20 protein-coding genes are annotated in these 23,310 nt (G+C 70.0%); 13 read left to right on the top strand and 7 right to left on the bottom strand.

From position 1 onward, the window contains the following. Nucleotides 1–122 precede the first annotated feature (122 nt). From U5A56_RS26725 to U5A56_RS26705, 5 genes are all read left to right on the top strand, one after another. A complete protein-coding gene (locus tag U5A56_RS26725) occupies nucleotides 123–2,054 on the top strand; it encodes a sigma-54-dependent Fis family transcriptional regulator (RefSeq protein WP_321925432.1) in 1,932 nt (643 codons plus the stop codon). 58 nt (nucleotides 2,055–2,112) lie between these two features. Then, entirely contained in the window at nucleotides 2,113–3,840 is a 1,728-nt protein-coding gene (locus tag U5A56_RS26720) for an ABC transporter ATP-binding protein (RefSeq protein WP_321925431.1), read from the top strand. Then, a complete protein-coding gene (locus U5A56_RS26715) occupies nucleotides 3,833–4,525 on the top strand; it encodes a S8 family serine peptidase (RefSeq protein WP_321925430.1) in 693 nt (230 codons plus the stop codon). Before U5A56_RS26720 ends, U5A56_RS26715 begins: the two co-directional genes overlap by 8 nt. Then, nucleotides 4,522–5,847 carry an NAD(P)/FAD-dependent oxidoreductase gene (locus tag U5A56_RS26710; protein WP_321925429.1) on the top strand — a complete coding sequence of 442 codons (1,326 nt, stop codon included), beginning with the start codon at nucleotides 4,522–4,524 and terminating at the stop codon, nucleotides 5,845–5,847. Before U5A56_RS26715 ends, U5A56_RS26710 begins: the two co-directional genes overlap by 4 nt. A gap of 349 nt (nucleotides 5,848–6,196) precedes the next feature. Continuing rightward, nucleotides 6,197–7,336: a porin gene (locus U5A56_RS26705; RefSeq protein ID WP_321925427.1), complete on the top strand. Its 1,140-nt coding sequence runs from the start codon at nucleotides 6,197–6,199 to the stop codon at nucleotides 7,334–7,336. A 49-nt stretch (nucleotides 7,337–7,385) separates the two neighbouring features. Here the strand turns inward: U5A56_RS26705 and U5A56_RS26700 are convergent, their stop codons facing one another. The 3 genes from U5A56_RS26700 to U5A56_RS26690 form a co-directional block, all read right to left on the bottom strand. Further along, nucleotides 7,386–7,589 (bottom strand): DUF2970 domain-containing protein, encoded by a 204-nt coding sequence (locus tag U5A56_RS26700; RefSeq protein WP_059680655.1) that lies wholly within the window; start codon nucleotides 7,587–7,589, stop codon nucleotides 7,386–7,388. Nucleotides 7,590–7,732: 143 nt separating this feature from the next. Next, complete coding sequence (locus U5A56_RS26695; RefSeq protein ID WP_321925425.1) at nucleotides 7,733–9,787, bottom strand: pyridoxamine 5'-phosphate oxidase family protein; 2,055 nt, start codon at nucleotides 9,785–9,787, stop codon at nucleotides 7,733–7,735. A 32-nt stretch (nucleotides 9,788–9,819) separates the two neighbouring features. Continuing rightward, nucleotides 9,820–10,464 carry a glutathione S-transferase gene (locus U5A56_RS26690; protein WP_321925423.1) on the bottom strand — a complete coding sequence of 215 codons (645 nt, stop codon included), beginning with the start codon at nucleotides 10,462–10,464 and terminating at the stop codon, nucleotides 9,820–9,822. A gap of 126 nt (nucleotides 10,465–10,590) precedes the next feature. On the opposite strand from U5A56_RS26690, the gene U5A56_RS26685 reads away from it, so the two are divergent. After that, nucleotides 10,591–11,544 carry a LysR family transcriptional regulator gene (locus U5A56_RS26685; RefSeq protein ID WP_321925422.1) on the top strand — a complete coding sequence of 318 codons (954 nt, stop codon included), beginning with the start codon at nucleotides 10,591–10,593 and terminating at the stop codon, nucleotides 11,542–11,544. A gap of 172 nt (nucleotides 11,545–11,716) precedes the next feature. Here the strand turns inward: U5A56_RS26685 and U5A56_RS26680 are convergent, their stop codons facing one another. After that, complete coding sequence (locus U5A56_RS26680) at nucleotides 11,717–12,373, bottom strand: TetR/AcrR family transcriptional regulator (protein ID WP_321925420.1); 657 nt, start codon at nucleotides 12,371–12,373, stop codon at nucleotides 11,717–11,719. An 88-nt stretch (nucleotides 12,374–12,461) separates the two neighbouring features. Between U5A56_RS26680 and U5A56_RS26675 the strand changes: the two genes are divergently transcribed. The 3 genes from U5A56_RS26675 to U5A56_RS26665 are packed head-to-tail and all read left to right on the top strand — an operon-like array spanning nucleotide 12,462 to nucleotide 15,920. Further along, nucleotides 12,462–13,364, top strand: a complete 903-nt coding sequence (locus U5A56_RS26675; protein WP_321812648.1) for an SDR family NAD(P)-dependent oxidoreductase — start codon at nucleotides 12,462–12,464, stop codon at nucleotides 13,362–13,364. After that, nucleotides 13,361–14,926: an NAD(P)/FAD-dependent oxidoreductase gene (locus tag U5A56_RS26670; RefSeq protein ID WP_321925418.1), complete on the top strand. Its 1,566-nt coding sequence runs from the start codon at nucleotides 13,361–13,363 to the stop codon at nucleotides 14,924–14,926. Before U5A56_RS26675 ends, U5A56_RS26670 begins: the two co-directional genes overlap by 4 nt. Nucleotides 14,927–14,933: 7 nt before the next feature. Further along, nucleotides 14,934–15,920: an alpha/beta fold hydrolase gene (locus tag U5A56_RS26665; protein WP_321925416.1), complete on the top strand. Its 987-nt coding sequence runs from the start codon at nucleotides 14,934–14,936 to the stop codon at nucleotides 15,918–15,920. Between the two features lie 40 nt (nucleotides 15,921–15,960). On the opposite strand, the gene U5A56_RS26660 is transcribed toward U5A56_RS26665, so the two are convergent. Continuing rightward, nucleotides 15,961–16,359, bottom strand: coding sequence for a carboxymuconolactone decarboxylase family protein (locus U5A56_RS26660; RefSeq protein WP_321812651.1), 399 nt, complete (start codon nucleotides 16,357–16,359; stop codon nucleotides 15,961–15,963). A gap of 369 nt (nucleotides 16,360–16,728) precedes the next feature. On the opposite strand from U5A56_RS26660, the gene U5A56_RS26655 reads away from it, so the two are divergent. The 4 genes from U5A56_RS26655 (at nucleotide 16,729) to U5A56_RS26640 (ending at nucleotide 22,000) form a co-directional block, all read left to right on the top strand. Then, on the top strand, nucleotides 16,729–18,705 hold the full coding sequence (locus tag U5A56_RS26655) for a collagen-like triple helix repeat-containing protein (RefSeq protein WP_321925414.1): 1,977 nt from the start codon (nucleotides 16,729–16,731) through the stop codon (nucleotides 18,703–18,705). 120 nt (nucleotides 18,706–18,825) lie between these two features. Further along, nucleotides 18,826–20,109, top strand: coding sequence for an isoprenylcysteine carboxylmethyltransferase family protein (locus tag U5A56_RS26650; RefSeq protein WP_044845323.1), 1,284 nt, complete (start codon nucleotides 18,826–18,828; stop codon nucleotides 20,107–20,109). Nucleotides 20,110–20,695: 586 nt separating this feature from the next. Further along, on the top strand, nucleotides 20,696–21,373 hold the full coding sequence (locus U5A56_RS26645; RefSeq protein ID WP_321925411.1) for a histone acetyltransferase: 678 nt from the start codon (nucleotides 20,696–20,698) through the stop codon (nucleotides 21,371–21,373). Nucleotides 21,374–21,427: 54 nt separating this feature from the next. Continuing rightward, the gene (locus U5A56_RS26640; RefSeq protein ID WP_321925409.1) at nucleotides 21,428–22,000 is read left to right on the top strand and encodes an NADPH-dependent FMN reductase; all 573 of its coding nucleotides are present in this window, start codon (nucleotides 21,428–21,430) and stop codon (nucleotides 21,998–22,000) included. Between the two features lie 30 nt (nucleotides 22,001–22,030). Here the strand turns inward: U5A56_RS26640 and U5A56_RS26635 are convergent, their stop codons facing one another. After that, on the bottom strand, nucleotides 22,031–22,666 hold the full coding sequence (locus tag U5A56_RS26635) for a DUF2894 domain-containing protein (RefSeq protein ID WP_044845326.1): 636 nt from the start codon (nucleotides 22,664–22,666) through the stop codon (nucleotides 22,031–22,033). Further along, the gene (locus U5A56_RS26630) at nucleotides 22,663–23,307 is read right to left on the bottom strand and encodes an OmpA family protein (RefSeq protein ID WP_321925407.1); all 645 of its coding nucleotides are present in this window, start codon (nucleotides 23,305–23,307) and stop codon (nucleotides 22,663–22,665) included. The genes U5A56_RS26635 and U5A56_RS26630 overlap by 4 nt, the downstream gene beginning before the upstream one ends. Nucleotides 23,308–23,310 lie beyond the last annotated feature (3 nt).

Here is a 23,310-nt window from a genome sequence, read left to right as displayed (position 1 = left end):
GCCTGGGTCTTAGGTTTTTGACCGGATGGATTTATGCCGGGGCTTATGCCAGACTCGGCGGGCCTTTTTGCGTGCGGCCGCGCCGGATCGGACGGCCCGACATTCTCCTGAGGAGGGGCGACGTGCAAGACTACTTCCCTTCCGGCCAGCGCCTTCCGGACCGGCTGCAGGCAACCCGCCTGATTCGCGAACGCCTCAGTTCCGACGGCGTACTGCCGCAAGGTTGCCTGCGCATCGAAATCGACCAGTCGTGGCGCCGCAGCCTCGATCACGGCGTACGCTGGGACGACGACGCGCGGCTGAACCTGCATGAATTCTGCAACCTCGACGAGCTGCGCGACGCGAACCGCCTGCTGCTCGACGCGGCCGCGCCCGAGCTTGCATTCCTCGCCGAGCGCTGCGGACGCGACGGGATGATCCTGCTGGCCGATGCGCGCGCAACGATCCTGTCGGTCGACGGCGACGCGAGCCAGCTCGCCGCGCTCGGCATCGGCGACATCCGCGCCGGCGCGAGCTGGTGCGAATCGCTGCGCGGCACGAACGCGCTCGGCACCGCGCTCGTCGAAGGCTGCGCGGTCGCGATCGACAGCGGCGAGCATTTCCTCGGCCGGCTGAGCCGCTTCTCGTGCCGCTCGCTGCCGCTGTGCGATCCGCACGGCAAGCCGATCGGCGTGCTCGACCTCACGCGCGAAGGCGAGCTGCCGCTCACGCTCGACGGCATGTCGATGCTGATGAGCGCGGCGGCCACGCACATCGAGACCCGCCTGTTCGACGCGTATTTCCCCGAGCATGTCGTGCTCGTGTTCCATCCGCGTCACGCATATCTCGGTTCGAGCTGGAGCGGCGTGCTTGCCGTCTCGGAAGACGGCCGCATCGTCGCCGCGAACGCGCATGCGTGCGAACTGCTCGGCGCGACGCGCGACGCGCTCGTCGGCCGCCTCTGCGAAAGCGCGGTGCTCGCGCGCACGTCGTCGTTCATCGCGTTCGCCGAACGCGGCGGAATGCTGCGCATCGAAGGCGTCGACGCCACGTTTCACAGCAAGGCGCTGCGCCTGCCGCGCGCGACCGTCGTGCCGGCCTTGCGCGAACGCGCGCCGGCACCGGCCACTGCTACGCGCAACGACGCGGGCGCCCAGGCGCTCGCGGCCCTTGCCGGCCGCCAGCCGCGCCTGCTGCGCGCGCTGACGATGGCGCGGCAGGGGCTCAACAACGGACTGCCCGTGCTCGTGCAGGGCGAAACCGGCACCGGCAAGGAAGTCGTCGCACGCGCGCTGCACGACGCGAGCGCGCGCGCCGGCAAGCCGTTCGTCGCGGTGAACTGCGCGTCGATCCCCGAAGGGCTGATCGAGTCGGAGCTGTTCGGCTATCGCGACGGCGCGTTCACGGGTGCACGCAAGGGCGGCATGACGGGCCGGCTGATGCAGGCGCACGGCGGCACGCTGTTTCTCGACGAGATCGGCGACATGCCGCTGCACCTCCAGGCGCGCCTGCTGCGCGTGCTGCAGGAACGCAAGATCGCGCCGCTCGGCGCGGGCGACGAGCAGGCGATCGACATCGCGGTGATCTGCGCGACGCACCGCAACCTGCAATCGATGGTGCGCGACAAGAGCTTCCGCGAAGACCTCTACTACCGGATTCACGGCGTGAACGTGCTGCTGCCCGCGCTGCGCGAACGCGACGACGTCGACCTGATCGTCGCCGCGCTGCTCGCGCGGCTCGGCGCGCCGCACGTGAGCATGAACGCCGAACTCGCCGACGTGTTCCGCCAGCATCGCTGGCCCGGCAACATCCGCCAGCTCGAGATGGTGCTGCGTACCGCGCTCGCCGTGCGCGACGAGCACGACGACGTGCTCGGCCTCGACCATCTGTGCGATGGCTTCATCGACGGCGTGTGTCCGGCACCCGACACCTCGTTCGGGCTGATCCGCCGCCATGAGGACGACCTGATCCGCGAATCGCTCGCGCGTCACGACGGCAACGTCGCGGCCGCCGCGCAAACGCTCGGCATCAGCCGCGCGACGCTGTACCGCCGGCTCAAGCGGCTGCAGTCATGATGCCGCGCGCGCGTTCGTCCGAGCCCTTCGATACCGGCCGATCGGGCCGAGCGCGCCGATGCTGAAACTCGTCCTGCGCTTCGTGAAGACCGACGACCGCGCGCAGCTCGCGCGCGCGCTCGGCTGGCTGTACGGTTTCGTGCGCCCGCACCGGCTCGCGATCGCCGGCCTGCTCGCGCTGTCGGGCTGCGCATCGCTGCTCGCGCTCGCGCAACCGTGGCTCACGAAGGAGCTGATCGATCGCGGGCTCGTCGGCAAGGATTTCCGCATGCTCGTCGCGATCGCGTTCGCGATGGTGTTCGCCGGTTTCGTCGGCACGCTGCTCGGCGGCATCAATCGCTACCTGCATACGCGCCTGTCCGGCCGCGTGCTGTTCTCGCTGCGCAGCGCCGTCTATGCGCACCTGCAGCGGCTGTCGCCGTCGTTCTACGGACAGCGGCGCCTCGGCGACCTGCTGTCGCGCCTCGACGGCGACGTCGCCGAGATCCAGCGCTTCGCGCTCGACGCGCTGTTCTCCGCCGTATCGAACGTGATCGGGCTGGTCGGCACGCTGGCGCTGCTCGTCACGCTGTCGTGGAAGCTGTCGCTGCTCGCGCTGCTGCTGATTCCGTTCGAGATCCTGTGGCTGCGCACGATGCGCCGCAAGGTCGAGCGCGATGCACGCTCGGTGCGCGAAGGCGCGGCCGACGTGTCGTCGTTCCTAGTCGAAACGCTGCCCGCGATGAAGTTCATCCAGGCCGCCGGCCGCCAGCGCGCGGAACAGGCGCGGCTCGACGGCCTCGGCGATCGCTACATGGAACGGCTGCTGAAGCTGCAGGTCACCGAGTTCGTCACGCAGTCGGTGCCCGGCACGCTGACGTCGCTGTCGCGCGCGGGCGCCTTCATCGTCGGCGGTTACTGGGTGATCCGCGGCGACTGGCCGCTCGGCTCGCTGATCGCGTTCTCGAGCTATCTCGGGATGGCGATCGGCCCGGTGAAGAGCCTGCTCGGGCTCTACGTCGCGCTGCAGCGGATGACGGTCAGCCTCGGCCGCGTGATGGAGCTGCAGCGCGCGCCGGTGGCCGTGCAGCCGCCGGCCGACGCGCGCGAACTGCCGCCGCGCGGCGATCTCGAATTCGTCGACGTGTGGTTCGCACACGACGCGCGCGCGCAGCCGGTGCTGCGCGGCGCCGATGCGCGCGTGCCGGCCGGCAGCAAGGTCGCGCTGTCCGGACTGTCGGGCAGCGGGAAATCGACGCTGATCGACCTGATGCAGCGCTTCTACGACCCACAGCGCGGCAGCGTGCGAATCGACGGCATCGACCTGCGCGACGTCGACCTCGACGCGCTGCGCCGCCACGTTGCGGTCGTGAGCCAGGACATCGTGCTGTTTCGCGGCAGCCTCGCCGACAACCTCCGCTACGCGGCGCCGCTCGCGACGCATGACGACATCGTGCATGCGTCACGCGCCGCGCAGCTCGACGAGCTGATCGCGACGCTGCCGGGCGGGCTCGACGGACCCATCGGCGAACGCGGGCAGCAACTGTCCGGCGGGCAGAAGCAGCGCATCGCGATCGCGCGCGCGCTGCTGCAGGCGCCGGCGATCCTCGTGCTCGACGAGGCGACGTCGGCCGTCGACGAAGCGACCGAGCGGCAGGTCATCGCACAGATCGACACGCTGTTCGGCGATCGCACGCGCATCCTCGTCAGCCACCGCGCATCGACGCTCGCCGGCGTCGACCTGCATTTCGAACTCGCGGACGGACGGCTCGCGCGGCGCACGCACCGGGACGTCGCACATGCGTGACGACGGAAGCGTGCGCGTGGGTGTGGTCGACAGCGGCTATCCGCCGTCGCTGAGCGCGCGCGTGGTCGACGCGCGGCGCTTCTCGCTCGACGATGCTTTGGTACTGCGGACCGGCGCCGCCGAGCCCGACCGGCTCGGCCACGGCAGCGCAATCTGCGCGACGCTCGCAACCGCCGCGCCGGATGCGACGCTGGTCGTCGCGCAGGTATTCGACGCGCGTGGCGTGACGAGTGCCGCGCAAATCGCGCATGCGCTCGACTGGTTGCTCACGCAACAGGTTCGCGTGATCAACCTGAGCCTCGGCGTGCGCGCCGATCGCGACGCGCTGCGCGACGCGTGCGCAGCCGCCGTCGCGCAACGTGTGACCGTCTTCGCGTCGAGCCCCGCGCAGGGCGCGCCGGTGTTTCCGGCGCGCTATCCGGGCGTCGTGCGCGTCACGGGCGATGCACGCTGCGCGCCGGGCCAGTGGTCGTGGCTCGACAGCGCGCAGGCCGACTTCGGCGCGGTCGTGTCGAGTGGCGCACTGCGTGCACCGGCCGGCGCGAGCATCGCGTGCGCGGCGCTCAGCGGCCACGCGGCGCGCTGGTTCGCCCGGCATCCCGAGGCCGATACGCAGACACTGCTCGCGCATCTGCGCGAAAACGCGACCTACCTCGGCGTCGAGCGGCGCACGCACGCGTCATGAGCCGCGCATCGATCGTCGTGCTCGGCGCGGGGCCGGCGGGCGCTGCCGCCGCGCTCGGGCTCGCGCGGCTCGGCTATCCGGTCACGGTCGTCAGCGAATGGCGGCGTTTCGATGCGGTCGAAGGCGTGTCCGATCGCGTGCTGCAGGGGCTGCATCATGCCGGGCTCGTGCAGGCCGCCGCATGCGCGTTGCCGCCCTGTGCGCGCACGACGCGCTGGAACGGCGACACGCGCACGCTCAATCACGAACACCTGATCGAGCGCCCCCGGTTCGACGCGGCGCTGCGCCGCGATCTCGCCGATGCGGGCGTGGCGGTGCGCGAAGCGACGATCCGCGCGGTACAGGCTGCCGGCGACGGGCATGCGATCCGCACCGACACGCCCGACGGTGAGGAAACGCTGCACGCGGCGTTCGTCATCGAGGCGCGCGGCCGGCTCGCGCCGCTCGCGCGCGATGCGATCCGCGGGCCGCAGACGCTGAGCCTGCTGAACGTATGGCAGGGTGCGCCCGGCGACGCGGCCTCGGCGATCGAGAGTTTGCCGGACGGCTGGGCGTGGATGGCGCGCCTGCCCGACGGCCGTCGCTACTGGCAGGCGACACTCGACGTCGCGACCACGACGCTGCCGCCGCGCGACACGCTGCCCGCCTGGTGCGCGACGCTGCGGCACACGCCGCTCGCGCGTGACTTCTTCGGGGCGGATAGCCCGGCTACTGCCGCCGATGCGCGCGTGTTCGCACGCACCAGCAGCGCGACGCTGTGCGGCGATACCGGCGGCGCGAACTGGCTGCGCGTCGGCGACGCCGCGATGGCCGTCGATCCGCTGTCCGGCAACGGCATCTTCCAGTCGCTGTCGTCGGCGCTGCAGGCGCCGGCCGTCATCCATACGCTGCTCGCGCATCCCGAGCGCGCGGCCCTCGCGCTGCGCTTTCACGAGCGAAGGATTACCGCGCTGTTCATGCGTTTCGCGCGAATCGGCCGCGATTTCTACGCGCTCGACACGCAGTGGCCGGACCGGCCGTTCTGGCATGCGCGCCGCGCGTGGCCCGACGATGCTCCAGCGCATCGCGCGCCCGATTTTGACGCGCTCGCGATCGAGCGGGCGCCGGTGATCGACGGCGACACGATCGCCGAAGCCGACGTCGTCACGAGCCCCGACCAGCCGCTCGGGATCTGGCATCTGCAAGGCATTCCGCTCGCGCCGATCGTCTCTGCGCTGCGCAAGCGGCCGGCCGCGCAGGTGCTGGCGTCGTTCACGCCGCAACAGGCCGCCCTCGTGCGGCGCTGGCTCGAAACGCAGGGGTATCCGTTCGAGCGCGCTTGACGGGCGCTTTCCCGCTTCTTTCCCGCTTCTTTCCCGCTTCCGTCCCTCTTCCCGCTCGCATCATCCCGCTTCGCCAACCCGCGACTCACGCGCCTCTTCGCCTGCCCGATCCCGCACGACCCGTGCGTCTCAACTTGAGACGCCGCGTGCGACACACGATGCGAATTGCTACGCGATGTGCGCGCGATCAAGTCCGGTTCGACGACCGAATCACGATGAAACGGAACGCCGCCGGCGCACCGCGGTCTTGAAACGGGTGATGGCATGCCATCTGCTTATCGAAGGTCACGCGCGGCACACACCGCGCGCCGGACCATCGACCGTTTCATCTTTCGAGCCCGCATCCCACATGAAAAAAGCACGCTTCATCCTGTCGGCAGGATTCCTGATCGGTTGCGCGAACGCGCATGCACAAAGCTCCGTGCTGCTGTTCGGCGTACTCGACGAAGGCATCAACTACACGAGCAATGTCGGCGGCAAGTCGTCCTGGCAGATGGCGAGCGGCGATCTCGCGACGAGCCGCTGGGGCATCAAGGGCAACGAGGATCTCGGCGGCGGACTGCACGCGATCTTCGATCTGGAGAGCGGCTTCGCCGTCGAAAGCGGCCAGCTCGGTTACGGCGGCCGCCTGTTCGGCTTCCAGTCGTATGTCGGTCTGCAGTCGGACCGGCTCGGCACGCTGACGCTCGGCCGCCAGTTCGATACCGTCGCCGACACCATCGGACCGCTGACCGCCAACGGCAGCTGGGCCGGCTTCCTGTTCTCGCATCCGCTCGACAACGACAACACCGATGCGTCGTTCCATGCGAACAATGCGGTGAAATACACGAGCCCGGCGTTCGGCGGCTTCGCGGGTACGGTGATGTATGGACTCAGCAACCTCGCCGGCGGCTTCGCGCAGAACCGGATGCTCGGCGTCGGCCTGAACTACACGTATCAGACGCTGTCGATCGCCGCCGTCTACGAAAACATGTCGAACCCCGGCACCACGACGGGCGGCGCGCTGACGCCGGACGACACGGATTTCGTCGCAGGCAACCAGAAGATCTACGGAATCGGCGTGAACTACGGGATCGGGGCCGCGACGCTCGGCGCCGTCTATTCGCACGTGAACGTCGGCCAGCCCGATGCGTCGCTGTATGCGGGCAGCCTCGGCCTCGCGAACGCGCGGCTCACGTTCGACAACTTCGAAGTCAACGCGAAGTACAACGTGACACCGGCCTTTCTCGTCGGCGGCATGTACACGTATACGCGCGGCGGGCTCGATCGGGCCGGCGCGAAATCGTCGCTGCACTGGAACCAGGTCGGCGCGATGGCGCAGTACCTGCTGTCGAAGCGCACGTCGGTCTATACGCAGGTCGCGTATCAACTCGTCGGCGGCAGCGCAACCGGCACGCCCCTCGACGGCGGGCTCGTGCCCGGCTCGCCGGGCGCGTCGTCGAATGGGCACCAGCTCGTCGCGCGCGTCGCGCTGAATCACACGTTCTGATCACGTGCGGCGCGTGCCGCATCGGGAACGCATGCGGCGCGCGCGGCGCTCAGAACCCCTGCATCGTCACGGTCGGATCGACGACCAGATGGACGACGCCGTAGATCACCGCGCCGACCAGCAGCGCGAGCAAGATCGCGACGAACGGCAGCAGCGTGAAGTTGACGTTCGCGAGATCCGACGCGTGCGCCTTGCTGTTGCGCACGCCGAAGAAACTCCACAGAACCAGGCGGATCATGCTGAACAGTTTCATGACGTTGCTCCTTTCCTCTATCGGTTGACGCTATCGTCGATCCGACCGGCCTCCGGAAAAAGAAGCAGTTGCACGCGGTTTTTGCGCAGCACGCGTCATGCGACCGCGTGTCGCAGGGTCGTCGCCTCTATGTCGCCTGTGCATCAGCAGTCGAGCACGAGCGGCTCCGCGGCCCCTTCGGCGGGCCGTGCGACGCATAGCAGCGCGCAGCCGGGTTCGATCGCCGCATCGTGCGACTGCACGTAATCGACCGCACCGGACAGCACGCGCGTCGCACATGTGCCGCACGACCCCGACCGGCATTCGGACGGCACCGCGACGCTCCGGCCTTCGGCGAATTCGAGCAGCGTGCCGTCGGCGGGCGTCCATGCGGCGTCGCGTGCCGAGCGGCGGAACACGACCGGCACGCTTGCCGCCGGCGGCGCCCCGGCCGCGCGGGTCGCGCTGCGCACGACGCTCGACGGCCCGAACGCCTCGAAGCGGATACGCTCGTCCGGCACGTTCAGCGCGCGCAATCCGTCGTACATATCGCGCATGAACGCGGCGGGTCCGCACAGGTAGAAATCGTAGTCGTCGAACGGCAGGATGCGCTTCAGTTGCGCGATGTCGACACGGCCCGGTCGCGCCGCGCCGTCGCGCTGCGGCCGGCTGTCGAACCAGTGCAGCGATACGCGCGGGTCCGCGTCCGCGATGCGCGTCAGTTCCGCTGCAAACGGCCGGTCGGCCGTATCGCGCGCGCCGTGCACGAACACCACGCGGCGCGACGGTGCGTCGGCGGCCAGCGCGCGGCGCAGCATCGCGATCATCGGCGTGATGCCGATGCCGGCCGACACCAGCACCGCCGGACGCGGGCTCGCGACGTCGAACGTGAAGCGGCCGCGCGGCATCTGCGCATCGAGCGTCATGCCGGCACGCGCGTGGTCGTGCAGCCAGGCCGATACGCGTCCTTCGCGCTTCACGGTGATCCGGTAATGCGATGCGCCGGGTGCATCGGACAGCGTGTAGCTGCGGATCGTCGGCGAAGCTTCGTCCGGCAGCGCGACGCGCAGCGTCAGATGCTGCCCGGCTTCGTAGGCCGGCAACGCGTCGCCGTCCGCCGCTTCGAAATGAAACGAGCGGATCGCGCGCGCTTCGTCGACGATCTTCGCGATGCGCAGCGGGCGCCAGCTGGAGGGGGATGAGGACGCAGGTGCAGGTGCAGGTGCGGATACCGCCGGCACACCAGCCCTCGCCCTCCCCGCAAACTGCGGCGCCCGCTCAACCGCCGACCACCGAAACGGCAGCACACCCCGCGTGCGCCGCACTTCGCGCACGTGAAACCGCACGACCCGCTGCGCGCCGTCGAACGACGCGACGAGCGGCCCGTCCCACACGATCTCCGCGTGCGCAGCGACATACAGCAGGTCACCGCTGTCGAAATCGACGAACAGCAGCCCCGCGCGCGGATCGTGCTGCAAGTTGCCGAGCGTATTGAAGAAGCGGTTGCCGCTGAAATCCGGCGTCGTCAGCGTGTGCGCGTCGTCGACGCGCACGAAGCCGGGCATGCCGCCGCGATGCGACACATCCGCACCGCGCGCGGCACCCGCACCGGCCGACGTGTTCGCACTCGCGACGAAGAACGTATCGGCCTGCGCGAGCAGCGCGCGATCCGCGTCGCTCAGCCGGTCCGACACGTCGGCCGCGATGGACGCATCGCCTTCGCGCGGCACGAACGTCGGCGTGCGGCCCTGAATGTACTTCGCACAGTTGCCGAAGCTCTGCTCGACCGCGATCGTCAGCGCGCCGCCGTCGACCGCGCGCACGACGCCGTTCACGCGATTGCGCCGGCGCGTGTCGAACTCGATCCCGAGCCCGCCGAGCGGCACGCCGGGCTGCCATGCACCGGCCAGCGGATCGCCGGGCAGCGCGTCGCCGTCGATGCGCAGCGTGCGCGCGTCCGGCGTCGTCACGAAGCCAGGCATCCCGACCCGCAGCGTCGCCCACGGCTGGCCGTCCGGATCGACGCCGCCGAGCACGAAGAACGGCAACTGCGCGAAGAACGTGCGGTGCTGGTCCGGCATGAAGCGCCGGATGCCGCGCCGGCCGGCCGCGTCCGCGGCCTGCGTCACGCCCGCGCGCTGCTGCATGGCCAGCTCGCCCGCATGAAACGGCGCAACATCCAGTTCCCAGCCCGGTACGGCGGCAGTCGGCGCGGTCATCGTGTTCTCCCGGTGAAATCGCGGCTTCGCCGTCAGGCGGCGAGCAGGCCGGCGCGGGTCGGCGGCATCGCGACGAAGCCCGGCAGCGCCTCGACGCGCGCGAGCCACGCGCGCACATGCGGATACGGTTCGAGCGACACGCCGCCTTCCGGCGCGTGCGCGATGTACGTGTAGGCAGCGATGTCGGCGATCGTCGGTTGCGCGCCCGCGGCGAACGGCTTGCCGGCGAGTTCCTGGTCGATCACGGCGAGCACCTTCGCGGCCGTGCGCTTGGCCGCGTCATGATCGAGCGGCGCGCCGAACACGGTGACGAGCCGCGCGGCCGCCGGCCCCGTTGCGATGGGCCCGGCCGCGTACGACAGCCAGCGCTGCACGGTCGCCGCGCCGGCGGTATCGTCGGGCAGCCAGTGCGCGTCGCCGTAGCGCTTCGCGAGATACACGAGGATCGCGTTCGAATCGGCGAGCACGGTGCCGTCGTCGTCGATCACCGGCACCTGGCCGAGCGGATTGAGCGCGAGGAACGCAGGTTCGCGCTGCGCGCCGGCCGCGAGGTCGACGTCGACGGTCTCGAACGGCAGCCGGAGGAGCGACAGGAACAGCCGGACGCGATGCGCGTGCCCGGACAGCGGGAACGAATAGACACGAACCGGACGGGCGGGCTTGCTGGCGGCTGGCATGGGAAAGCTCCTGGATCTCGCGCCGCCGGGAATCGGCGACGAACGGCCCCAGCGTAGCGCTCGCCGTTCGAGGCCAGAAGACGGATAATCGCTGAAACATTATCCGCTTCCATAGGACAATCGACGATGGCCGATCTGCGCGACGTGAACCTGAACCGGCTGGCGATCTTCGTCGCGGTGGTCGATGCCGGCTCGCTGACGGCCGCGGCCGAGCGGCTCGGCCTCGCGAAGACGGTCGTCAGCACGCACATGCAGCGCCTCGAATCCGAGGTCGGCGCGAACCTGCTGGTGCGCACCACGCGACGGCTGAGCGTGACCGATGCGGGGCGCGCGTTCTACGACGCGTGCCGCGACATCGTGCGCGCGACCGAAAGCGCGCTCGACGCGGTGTCGTCCGACGCCGGGCCGCTGCGCGGCACGCTGCGCGTGAGCGTGCCGATCGACTACGGCGCGCTGGTCGTCGCGCCGGCGGTCGTCGCGCTGCGCGACGCGCATCCGCGGCTCGACGTCGAGCTGATCGCGAACGACCGCATCGCCGATCTCGTCGCGGACAATCTCGACGTCGCGATCCGCATCGGCCGCCTCGCGGATTCGAACTATCGCGCGGTGCAACTCGGCGAGTACGAAAAATGGCTGGTCGCGAGCCCCGCGTTCGTCGCGCGGCACGGGCTGCCGCGCGACCCGGACGCGCTCGCCGCGCTGCCGTTCGTGATGCTGTCGACGCTGTCGCGCCCGCATACGCTCGAACTCGACCACGCGCGCGGCGGCCATGCGTCGGTGCGTTGCGTTGCGCCGGTCGTGTCGAACACCGCGACGGCCTGTCGCGCGATCGCGCTCGCGGGCGGAGGCTTCGGGCTCCTGACGGATTTCTCGATCGCGGAGGATGTCGCGGCCGGCCGGCTCGTGCGGCTGCTGCCCGCGTGGTGCTCGGCGCGGGCCGGGATCCATGCGGTGTATCCGTCGACGCGGTTGCCGTCGCCGAAGGTGCGCGCGTTCATCGACGCGATGAAAGCAAGGATCGCGGCAACGGCCGCCGTGCCGCGTGCGCGCGCGACACGGGTGCGACGCGCCGACGATTGAAAAGGCAACCGTCTGTCACATGAACTTCACGTAGCGTCGCCTTTTGGCGGCCGCTTCGCGTTTCGAGTCTCTTCGGGTTCGTACACAACGCGAGTTCGTATTCCTGCGCGAAGGCCTTGCAGCTACGCACGGCGTTCGCGCGACGGCACGCGACATACACACGCCCGACCGCCTACCCCGCTTCCCGCAACGTCCCCAGCAGCACCTTCCTGCAACTCGCGACCATCTGCGCCTCCGGGTCGCGATACCCGGTGAGCAGCCACGCCGCGCCGACGTTCGTCATCGCGCCGACCAGCGCGAGCCCGACGAGCCGCTGCTCGGTGCGCTCGGCGGGTGTCGTGGCCTCGCGGGCCGCGCCGATCGCCATGATCAGCTTGCCGAAGTCGAGCAGCATCCGCTGGTACGTCATGTCGGTATCGGCGCTCACGCCCATCACCTCGAGCAGCAGCACGCGCGCCGCGCATGGATCGCGCAGGAAGTCGAAGAACGCGGCGAGCCCCGCGTCGACGCTTTCGCGCAGATCGCCGCCGCGCTCGGCCACCGCGCGTGCGACCGCGTCGTGCAGCTGCTGCGCGTGATGCAGGTAGGTGCAGCGCAGCAGATCCTCGGTGCTGTCGAACGCCGCATAGAAATAACGGTCGTTGAGCTTCGCTTCCTGGCAGATCGACCGCACGGTCGCCTTGCGGAAGCCGACCGTGCCGAACACGCGCGTCGCCGCGCGGATCAACGCATCGCGCCGCTCGGCGGCCCGCACCTCGGGCGCCACGCCGCCGTACGCCCGGCCCCGTTTTTCCGTTTCGAGTGCTTTCTCCATTTCGCTATTTGACATCAGGACACCCGAAAACTAAAGTGGTGACGAATAACACCACAATAGGCACGCCGCCGATGCAGCGCAAGCGGAACGGGAGGAACGACGCATGAAGGGGTTTTCCGGCAAGGTCGCCGCGATCACGGGTGCCGGTTCGGGCATGGGCCGCAGCCTCGCGGTCGAACTCGCGCGGCGCGGCTGCGAGGTGGCGCTCGCCGACGTCAACGATGTCGGGCTCGCCGCCACCGCGGCCGCGTGCGCGAAGCACGGCGTGCGCACGAGCACGCGGCGGCTCGACGTCGCCGACCGCGACGCGGTGTTCGCGTGGGCCGATTTCGTGCGCGCCGAACACGGCAAGGTCAACCTGGTCTTCAACAACGCGGGCGTGTCGCTGGCCGCGAGCGCCGAGACTGCGCGCATCGCCGATCTCGAATGGATCGTCGGCATCAACTTCTGGGGCGTCGTGCATGGCACGCAGGCGTTCCTGCCGCACCTGCGCGCGTCGGGCGACGGGCACGTGATCAACACGTCGAGCCTGTTCGGGCTCGTCGCGATGCCGACGCAGAGCGCGTACAACGCGACCAAGTTCGCGGTGCGCGGCTTCACCGAGGCGCTGCGGATGGAACTCGAACTCGACGGCGCGCCGGTCAGCGCGACCTGCGTGCATCCGGGCGGCGTCGCGACCAGCATCGTCGACGCGAGCCGCGTCGACACCAGCATCCACGCGCTCACGGGCCAGGACGAAGCGACCCACCGCCGCCAGGCGAACCGCCTGATCAACGCGACGACGGCCGACGACGCCGCGCGGCAGATTCTCGCCGGCGTCGAGCGCAATGCGCGCCGCGTGCTGATCGGCGCCGACGCGCGCCGCCTCGACAAGCTCGCGCGCCTGCTCGGCGCCGGCTACCAGCGGCTGGTGCTGCGCCACGTGCGCCGCGCCCGCGCACGCAATCTCGACCGCGCGTCGGCGCCCGCCGCGCTCTCGCCCCACCCGACCAAGGATCCCGCATGACCTCGACGACGACGACCGACCGGCGCGACGCGCCGTCCGCCTCGGGCGACGCCCGTGACCTCGACGTGCTGATCGTCGGCGCCGGCCTGTCCGGCATCGGCGCCGCCTATCACCTGAAAAAGCGCTGCCCGCATGCGAGCGTCGCGATCGTCGAGGCGCGCGACGCGATCGGCGGCACCTGGGACCTGTTCCGCTATCCTGGCGTCCGTTCGGATTCCGACATGTTCACGCTCGGCTACAGCTTCCGCCCGTGGCACAGCGACAAGGCGATCTCGGACGGCCAGACGATCCTCGACTACATCCGCGACACCGCGCGCGCGCACGGCATCGACAAGACGATCCGCTACGGCCAGAAAGTGGTCGCGGCCGACTGGGATTCGAACCGCGCGCGCTGGACGGTGCGCATCGAGCGCACGCGGGACGGCGCGCTCAACACGCTGGTCTACACGTGCCGCTTCCTCTACATGTGCAGCGGCTATTACGACTACGACGGCGGCTACCTGCCCGACTGGGCCGGCATGGAATCGTTCGAAGGCCGGATCGTGCATCCGCAGCAATGGCCGAAGGACCTGTCGTACGCGAACCGGCGCGTCGTCGTGATCGGCAGCGGCGCGACGGCCGTCACGCTGGTGCCGTCGATGGCGGCCGATGCGAAGCACGTGACGATGCTGCAGCGCTCGCCGACCTACATCGTGTCGCTGCCCGCCCGCGACAGGATCGCGAACGCGTTGCGCCGCGTGCTGCCGTCGCGGCTCGCGCACCGGCTCGTGCGCATGAAGAACGTACTGCTGACGATGTACCTGTACAACGTGTCGCGCCGCAAGCCCGAGCGGACGAAGCGGTTCATCATCCGCGCGGCCGGCAGGCAGCTCGGCCCCGATTTCGACGTCGCGAAGCACCTGACGCCGCGCTACATGCCGTGGGACCAGCGCGTGTGCCTCGTGCCGAACGGCGACCTGTTCAAGTCGATCCGCGCGGGCCGCGCATCGATCGTCACCGACGAGATCGAGCGCTTCACGCCGACCGGCCTGAAGCTGAAAAGCGGCCAGCAGCTCGACGCGGACGTGATCGTCACCGCGACCGGGCTGAAGGTGAAGCTGCTCGGCGGCGCGCGCGTCACGGTGGACGGCCACGCGGTCGATTTGCCGCAGACCGTGTCCTATAAAGGAATGATGTACAGCGACGTGCCGAACCTCGCGTCGTCGTTCGGTTACACGAACGCGTCGTGGACGCTGAAGGCCGAGCTGATCGCGCGCTACGTGTGCCGGCTGCTCAACCACATGCGCGCGAACGGCTACGACACCTGCGTGCCGCGGCTCGGCGCCGGTGACCTCGGCGACGTGCCGGCGGTGAACCTGAGCTCGGGCTACATCCAGCGCGCGGCCGGCATCCTGCCGAAGCAGGGGCACCGCAAGCCGTGGAAGTTCCACCAGAACTACGTGCTCGATCTCGCGTCGCTGAAGTTCAGCGGGCTCGCCGATTCGGCCATGCAGTTCGAACGCCGCGCGAAAGCCGGCCCGGCCGCCGCGCCGGTCGCCGAACCCGTACTCGAAACCCGTTGAGGCCGACATGAGCCATACGCTTCACCTGATCCAGAACGTGCTGCTCGGCGTCGTCGCGATGCTCGCCGCGCTCGCGCTGTTTTCCGGCTACGTCGCGCGTCGCGTGACGCGCGCGTTTCCGCCCGAAGGCCGCTTCGTCGACATCGGCGGCGACCACATCCACTACGTCGAGTACGGCAGCGGGCCGCCGCTCGTGTTCGTGCACGGGCTCGCCGGGCAGATGCGCAACTTCGCGTACCTGCCGCTCACGCGCCTCGCGCAGCACCATCGCGTGATCCTCGTCGACCGGCCCGGCGCCGGCCGCTCGCTGCGCGGCGCCGGCTCGCAGGCGAACGTGTTCGCGCAGGCCCGCACGATCGCCGCGTTCATCGACGCGCTGAAGCTCGACCGGCCCGTGCTCGTCGGCCATTCGCTCGGCGGCGCGATCGCGCTCGCGGTCGGGCTCGACCATCCGGAGCGCGTGAGCCGGCTCGCGCTGATCGCGCCGCTGTCGCACGAGCAGACCGAGCCGCCGGCACCGTTCAAGCCGCTGATGCTGCCGTCGCCGCTGGTGCGCCGCTTCGTGTCGTGGACGTTCGCGATCCCGCTGACGATCCTGACCGGCCGCAAGGCAGTCGATCAGGTGTTCGCGCCGGAAGCCGTGCCGCGCGACTTCCCGGTGAAGGGCGGCGGGCTGCTCGGGCTGCGGCCGCACGTGTTCTACGCGACGGCGACCGACCTGCTGTCGGCCCCCGTCGACCTGCCCGCGATGGTGCGCCGCTACGCGGACCTCGCGCTGCCGGTCGACGTGCTGTACGGCCGCGCCGATCCGATCCTGAACTGGCGCACGCACGGCGAAGCGCTCGCGCAGAAGTCGGCGCGCGTGCGGTTGAAGGTCGTCGAAGGCGGGCACATGCTGCCGGTCACGATTCCCGACGCAACGGCGGACTGGCTGCTCGAAGTCGCCGCCGCGCCGGTCGACGCGCCGGTGCAGGGCGCGCACGTCGAGCATTGAGCGTCGGCGGGCCTGCCGGCCGCGCCGCGGCGCGCGCCGGTCAGGCTTCGTCGTCGGGCAGCGGCAGCCCGAGCTCCGCGATGACCTCGCGCGCGCTGCGGAACGCCTCGACCGCCGCCGGCGCGCCCGCGTACAGCGCGCTGTGCAGCAGCACCTCGCGGATCTCGACGAGGCTCGCGCCGTTGTTGAGCGCGCCACGCACGTGGCCCTTCAGTTCCGTACCGCGGCCGAGCGCCGCCAGCATCGCGCACGTGCAGAGGCTGCGCGTCTTCAGGTCGATGCCGCCGCGCTGCCACGTGCTGCCCCACGCGTGCTCGTTCAGCCAGTTCTGCAGCGGACGCGAAAAACCGTCGAGGTCGCGCATCGCGCGCTCGACGAATGCCTCGCCCATGACTTCGGTGCGGCGCGCCTTGCCCTGTTCCCTGTCCTGTTCGCTCATGTCGTGTCCTGTCTGAAGTCGTGGCCGCTTCGGCGTCGCCCGCGGCCGGGTGGGTTCGCGTCATGTTCGCGGCGCGCGGGCGTTTCGTCAAAGACCGTGCCCTCGGGGCGCGGCCGGCTGCGTCACACGCGGAACACCGGGCCGAACGCTACGTAACATCCAGCCCGGCGTTACGGCACCTTACGGGAACATCACGGCGCGCACAGCGGCGCAACCGGCGCGCCCGTCCCGCGAAAGCCCCATTCCTCCGTTTAAATCGCGCCGATATTCCCGATTCCCGCAACAAAGCGCCGGCGCATTGCGCGGAAGATGTCATGGCGCGGAATTTGCAGTAATGGCCCGGACACAACTTCCAATGTCGAGGCCACCATGCACCATTACTTAAAGAAGACGACGGTATCGCTGGCCGTCCTGTCGCTGCTCTCGCTGTACGGCTGCGGCTCGGTCGACGGGCCGGTCACGCCGTCGATCAAGCCGAGCACGTCGGGGACTTCCGGGACTTCGGGGACTTCCGGAACGTCCGGCGGCGGCTCGTCGGGTACGTCCGGCGGCGGTAGTTCGGGGACGTCGGGTTCGTCGGGGACTTCGGGTACGTCGGGCACCTCCGGTACTTCGGGTACTTCCGGTACTTCGGGCACCTCCGGCACGTCGGGCACTTCCGGCACGTCGGGCACCTCCGGCACGTCGGGCACCTCCGGTACGTCGGGCACCTCCGGCACCTCGGGCACTTCCGGCACTTCCGGCACTTCCGGCACTTCCGGCACTTCCGGCACGTCGGGCACCTCCGGCACTTCCGGCACCTCGGGCACCTCGGGCACCTCGGGCACCTCCGGCACCTCGGGCACTTCCGGCACGTCGGGCACTTCCGGTACGTCAGGCACTTCCGGCACGTCGGGCACCTCCGGCACCTCGGGCACTTCCGGCACGTCGGGCACTTCCGGTACGTCGGGCACTTCCGGCACCTCGGGAACGTCCGGCACGTCGGGCACTTCCGGTACTTCAGGCACCTCCGGCACCAGCGCCACCCCGCTGGGCAACGTCCTCCAGCAAACCGGCACGCTCGTCACGGGACTGGGCACGACGATCGCGAACGGCGGGTCGCAGGTCGGCGGCGTACAGGTCCCCGGCACGAACCCGACGACGGCCACCAGCATCGGCAATGCGGTCACCAGCCTCGGCAGCGGCGTGCAGTCGCTCGGCAACGGCGTCGCGGCCGGCCTTGGCTCGATCGGCGTGTCGCCGAACCCGCTCGGCCCGACGCTCACGTCGACCACCGGCCTGCTGACCGGCGCCGGCGGCGCCGTCAACAACCTCGGCAACGCGGTGACGAGCCTCGGCACCGGTCCGCTGGCGCCGCTCGCGCCGGCGACGACCCTGGTCGGCAGTCTCGTCAACACGGTCGGCACCGCGGTCAACTCCACCGCATCGGCGCTCAACACGGCGCTGAACAGCGCGCCGGTCCAGCAACTCGAGACGCAACTCGGCAGCGTGATCAACCCGATCACCAACACGCTGACCGGCGGCGTCACGACGCCTGGCGCCACGCAGACGCTCGGCAACGCGACCCTGCTCGGCGCGCCGCTCAGCGGCCTGCTGAACACGCTCGGCAGCGGCCTCGGCCTCGCCGGTACGCAGGTCGGCAACGCGACCGGCAACCCGGTCGGCACGAGCGCGGGCGGCAGCGTGTCCCAGCTCGGCAACACGGTGTCGTCGACCGGCGGCCTGCTGTCCAGCGGCAGTTCCAGCAGCGGCACTAATCCGCTCGCCCCGATCACGGGCGTGCTCGGTTCGCTGACGGGCGCCCTCGGCGGCGGCAGCAGTTCGAGCGGCTCCGGCGGCACCAGCGGGACGAGCGGCACCAGCGGCGGCCCGCTCGCGCCGATCACGGGCCTGCTCGGCACGGTGACGGGCGCCCTCGGCGGCCTCGGTTCGAGCGGTACGGGCGGCACCAGCGGCACGAGCGGTACCAGCAGCTCGGGCGCCGGCAGCCTGCTGGCACCGGTCACCGGCCTCGTCAACTCGCTGACGCCGCTTGGCGCGAGCCTCACCGGCACGGTCACGACGCCGGGCGGCAACCTGACCGGCAACCTCGGCGGTGCGCTGACGAGCGGCCCGGTCGGCACGCTGACGGGCTCGCTGACGTCGGCGGCCGGCACGCTCGGCGCAGTCGGCACGGCCAGCCCGGGCGGCGCGGCCGGCACGGTGACGACGCCGTCCGGCAGCGGCACCGTCACGGCCGGCCTGACCGGCAGTTCGAACGGCGGCACCGCGGCTGGCGCGACCAACCTGCTGGCACCGGTGACGAACCTGCTCGGCGGCCTGCTCGGCACCGCCCCGAAGAAGTAACGCGTCACGTATCAGAACCACAGGCCAATGGCCGGGCACATACCAATCCAAAGCCCGGCCGATGGCCGGCGCCACCCGCCAAGCGGGGGCGCCGGCCGTCATCCCGACGAGGATCCGATCATGAATTCCACGCTCGACGGCATCGCCGCGGTCCAGGACCGCCCGCCCCGTTCCGCCACGCCGTTCCGCGCCGGCCTGCTCGGCATCGCGGCCGGTCTCTTCGCGCTGTGGATCACGCGCGACCAGCCGAGCCTCGATGCGGCCACGCGCGCGGTCGTCGCCAGCCTCGCGATCATCGGCACGATCGCGCTGCACGAAATCTTCATCTCGCGCGTCTATCTGCGCCCGAGCGCGGGACTGTCGCGCCAGGCCGTGCGCCCGCTCGGGCTCGCCCGCGTCGCGACGCGGCTCGGCGCGCTGACGTCGATCTACGCCGGCATCGCCGCGATCTACTGGCTGCTGCCCGAATATCACGGCGCGTTCTACCTGCCGTTCTGGTCGCTGCTGCGCTCGCTCGCGCCGTACGTGATCGTCGCCGCGCCGTTCTACTTCGCGTGGATGGATCGCCACCAGCGCGAGACCGACGACGCGTACCTGCTGTGGGGCCGCTACCTGTTCCGCCGCGAGCCGCCAGCGAGCTGGCAGCCCGTGCGCGAGATGCTCGCCGGCTGGGGCGTGAAGGCGTTCTTCCTGCCGCTGATGACGGTCTACCTGTCGAAGGACGCCGATCACCTGAGCGCATCGCTTGCGCACGCAGTGAACGCGCCGATGACGATCGCGACCTTCGTGTTCCTGTACGACCTGTCGTTCACGATGGACCTGATGTTCGGCACCGTCGGCTACCTGTGCACGTTCCGCATCCTCGACAGCCACGTGCGCACCGTCGAGCCGACCACGCTCGGCTGGGTCGCCGCGCTGATGTGCTACCAGCCGTTCTGGTCGCTGATCTCGAACAACTACATCCGCTACGAAGGCTCGCTGTTCTGGGACAACTGGCTGCTGTCCGCGCCGACGCTGCGCGTGATCTGGGGCGCGGTGATCATCCTGCTGCTGATGACCTATGCGCTGTCGACGATCTCGTTCGGGCTGCGTTTCTCGAACCTCACGAACCGCGGGATCATCACGTCGGGTCCGTATCGTTTCACGAAGCATCCGGCGTACATCACGAAGAACCTGTCGTACTGGATGGTGTCGGTGCCGTTCGTCGAGCCGCTCGGCTGGCAGGTCGGGCTGATGCACGGCGCGGGGCTCGTCGCGGTCAATCTGATCTACTACACGCGGGCGAAGACGGAGGAACGTCATTTGATGCGTGATCCTGACTATCGCGCGTATGCGGAATGGATCGCGCAGCATGGGTTGTTCGCGCGGATCAGGCAGGCGTTCGGGGTGCGGAAGGCGGGGTGAGGCGGCAACACCAGGAGATCGCCGCAACCACCGGGTGAAGAAGGTCGTTGCGGCTCGGCGATCCGTGGACGGGCCCGCTCCCGTGGTCCGATCCTGGTGAAATCCGTTTGCCATGAAGCGGACGTGATTTCGAGACAAACGCCGGCACGCGACGTCGACACGCCCGCCCCTTGCGACCGATTGTCGCGAAACACCCTCGATTCCCCGCGTTTCGTCGCTTTTCTCCCGCCGTCCGGTTGCCCGCCCCGTTCCCGTCGCGTATGGTGCTGACCGTCCGCGCGCCTGCCGCCCGGACCTTCGACCGTCGTCCCGCACGACGGCCGCGCGGGCCGTGCCCGCCATCACCGTCTCCGCGGCACCGCCGTTCGGCGCCGCGCGTTCATGAGGAGAGAGGCGTGATCCACAAAGTCCTGATCCTGTTCGCACTCTGCATCGCGGGCCTCGCCGCGATCGCCGCCGGTTTCCAGCACATCCCCAGCTGATTCGCGGCCCCGGCTCGCTCGTCGAGCCCGGGGGCCGCTGCCATTTCCTTTCCCGTTTGCGATGAACCCCTTTCTCGATGCGCCCGGGACGGGCGCCTTTTGCCATGCGTATCGACGTACAGCATTCCCAGCACGACATCGACGATGAACTCGACATGCTCCATGCGCGTCTGAACCAGCCGGGCCATCGCCTGCACGGCCTGCCGGCCGTCGCGCTCGGCGACTCGGGCCTGATCGTCCGCCACCGCGAGGCCGACGGCGAATATTTCCTTTACGTCGAGGATCCGTCGGCCCGTCAGCTCGCCGGCTACACGATCTTCAACCGCCTTCCCGAACTGCCGCGCCGCGCGGACCGCTACCTGCGCGCGCCGCATACGCGGCTGCGCGGGTCCGCGCAACGCAAAGGGCTTGCGACGACGCTGTACCGATGGGGACTCGACGCAGGTCTCTGCCTGATCAGCGGCGCGCGTCAGTCGGTCGGCGCGGCACAGCTGTGGACCGCGCTCGCGCACGACTACCGGCACGGTTTCGTCGACGTCGACGGCCGCGCGCTGCGCTATCTCGGCGAAATCGTCGCGGACGACGTGTACGGTGCGCTGCATACGCGCCGCCTGTTGCTCGGCAACGGATGGACACTCGATGACCTGGGACGGGCAACCGGGATGCGCGACACGGTTGCCACCCGGCGTCAGGACCCGCAGTTGCCGCGGGACGGACGCGAATCGCATCACCTGCGCCGCGTCGCCGACGCGCGGCACGTCGCTCACGCGCCGATGCGATAATCCCGCGGATCCGCGCGCCGTCGCCGCGCAAGACTCCCACCCCTACGCTCCTCGATGGCTACCGAACCCCGAACCGATTCCGAGCGCCGCGTCGACATCGTCGCGCTGTGCGGCAGCCTGCGTGCGCAGTCGTACAACGCGGCGCTGCTGGACGCAGCCGCCCGCGTTGCGCCGCGCGGGATGCGCATCACGCGTTTCGATCGTCTCGGCGAGTTTCCGCTGTTCAACCCCGATATCGAAGATCCGTCGCCGGCCGCGGTGCGCGACCTGATCGAGCGGCTGAACGCCGCGGACGGCGTGCTGATCGCGAGCCCGGAATACGCGCACGGCGTGACGGGCGTGATGAAGAACGCGCTGGACTGGATCGTGGGATGCGAGGCCGTCGTGTACAAGCCGGTCGCGGTATTGAACGCGTCGCCGCGCGCGACGCATGCGGACGCGGCGCTGCGGGAAACGCTGTCGGTGATGTCGGCGTGCATCGTCGAGCGCGCGTCGATCGCGCTGCCGATCCTCGGCAGCCGGCTCGACGCGGCGGGCATCGCCGCGCATCCGCCGTTCGCATCGGCGCTGACCGACGCGTTGCACGCGCTGCGCGCGGCGATCGACGAGCAGGCGACCGCTCGCTAGACAACGATCGGCGCGACGCAATCGCGTGCGTTATCGCGCCTTGGTGCGCGTGGTCTTCTTCGCCGGTTTCAGCGTCTTCGCGGCTTTCGCGCGCGGCGCCTCCTTCTCCGGCTGCGCGCCGCCGCCGGCCAGATCCTCGAGCCATGCCAGCGCATCGATGTACGACAGGAACTGCTGCAGGTATTCCGGCGACAGCTCGCGCATCGTCGCGAGCGACCGGTGCACGAGGCTGTTCGAATTGAGCGGTCCCGCGTTGCGCGGCACCTGGTCGAGCGACTGGCGGTACTGCTGTTCGGTGCGAACCTTCGACCACATCGCGCGGAAGTAGTCGATCAGCGCGGGATCGATCCCGCGCCGGTCAGCCTGTGCATCGCGCGCGAGGCGCTCGACGAGCCCGCCGATCGCACCACGCGCAGGCGCCTGCGCGTTCGCTTGCGCCGCTGAGCCGGCGGCTGCCGCTTCACCGGCTCGCGCGACGATCTGCGCAAACCCTTCCAGCAGCATCGCGAGCCGCGCATCGAGCAACGCGCGCGCATCGCCGTCGAGCGCGGCCGCGCGCTTCTCGAGCGCGTCGAGCCGATGGAAGCGCACCGGATCGAGCCGGTCGGCGCCCTGCTCGCGCCACGCGTCGAGCGTCGCGCGCACGTGCGTCGCGTCGTCCGTCACTTCGCCTTCCCTCCGCTCGACGCGGTCTTGCGCGGCACCGGCGCGATCTCCACGCGACGGTTCTTCGCGCGGCCTTCATCGTCCGCATTCGAGCTGACCGGCTGCTCGGAGCCGAACGCGGCCGCGAACACCGACTTCGCCGGCACGCCGGCGTCGATCAACGCACGCGTGACCGTCAGCGCGCGCTTGGCCGACAGTTCCCAGTTGTCCGCGAACTGGCGATTGCCGGCACGCACCTGCTGGTCGTCGGCGAAGCCGCTGATCATCAGGATCTCGTCGCGCGTCGTCAGGTAGGCGGCCAGCGGCGCAGCCAGCGTCTTCAACAGATCGCGGCCCTCGGGCTGCAACTGGTCGGAGTTCAGCGCGAACAGCACGTTGCCGCTGATGCCGATGCGGCCGTTTACGAGCGTCACGCGGCCGGCCGCGAGCGGCCCGGCCAGCGCCTCCTCGAGCGACTTGCGCTGCTGCGCTTCCTGCTGGCGCGCGCGCACGGCTTCCTCGAGTTTCGACGTGAGCTGCAACTGCATGCCGATCACGCCGACGAGGATCAGCACGAATGCGCCGAGCAGCACCGACATCAGGTCGGCGAACGCGGGCCATACCGGCGCGGAAGGCGCGCCGTCGTCGATTTCGTCGTGCATGCG

It is taken from the genome of Burkholderia sp. BCC1998 (assembly GCF_905339875.1).
GTDB lineage: Bacteria > Pseudomonadota > Gammaproteobacteria > Burkholderiales > Burkholderiaceae > Burkholderia.
Note: the sequence above shows the minus strand (reverse complement) of the source record. Positions and strands in the feature narration are given on the sequence as shown.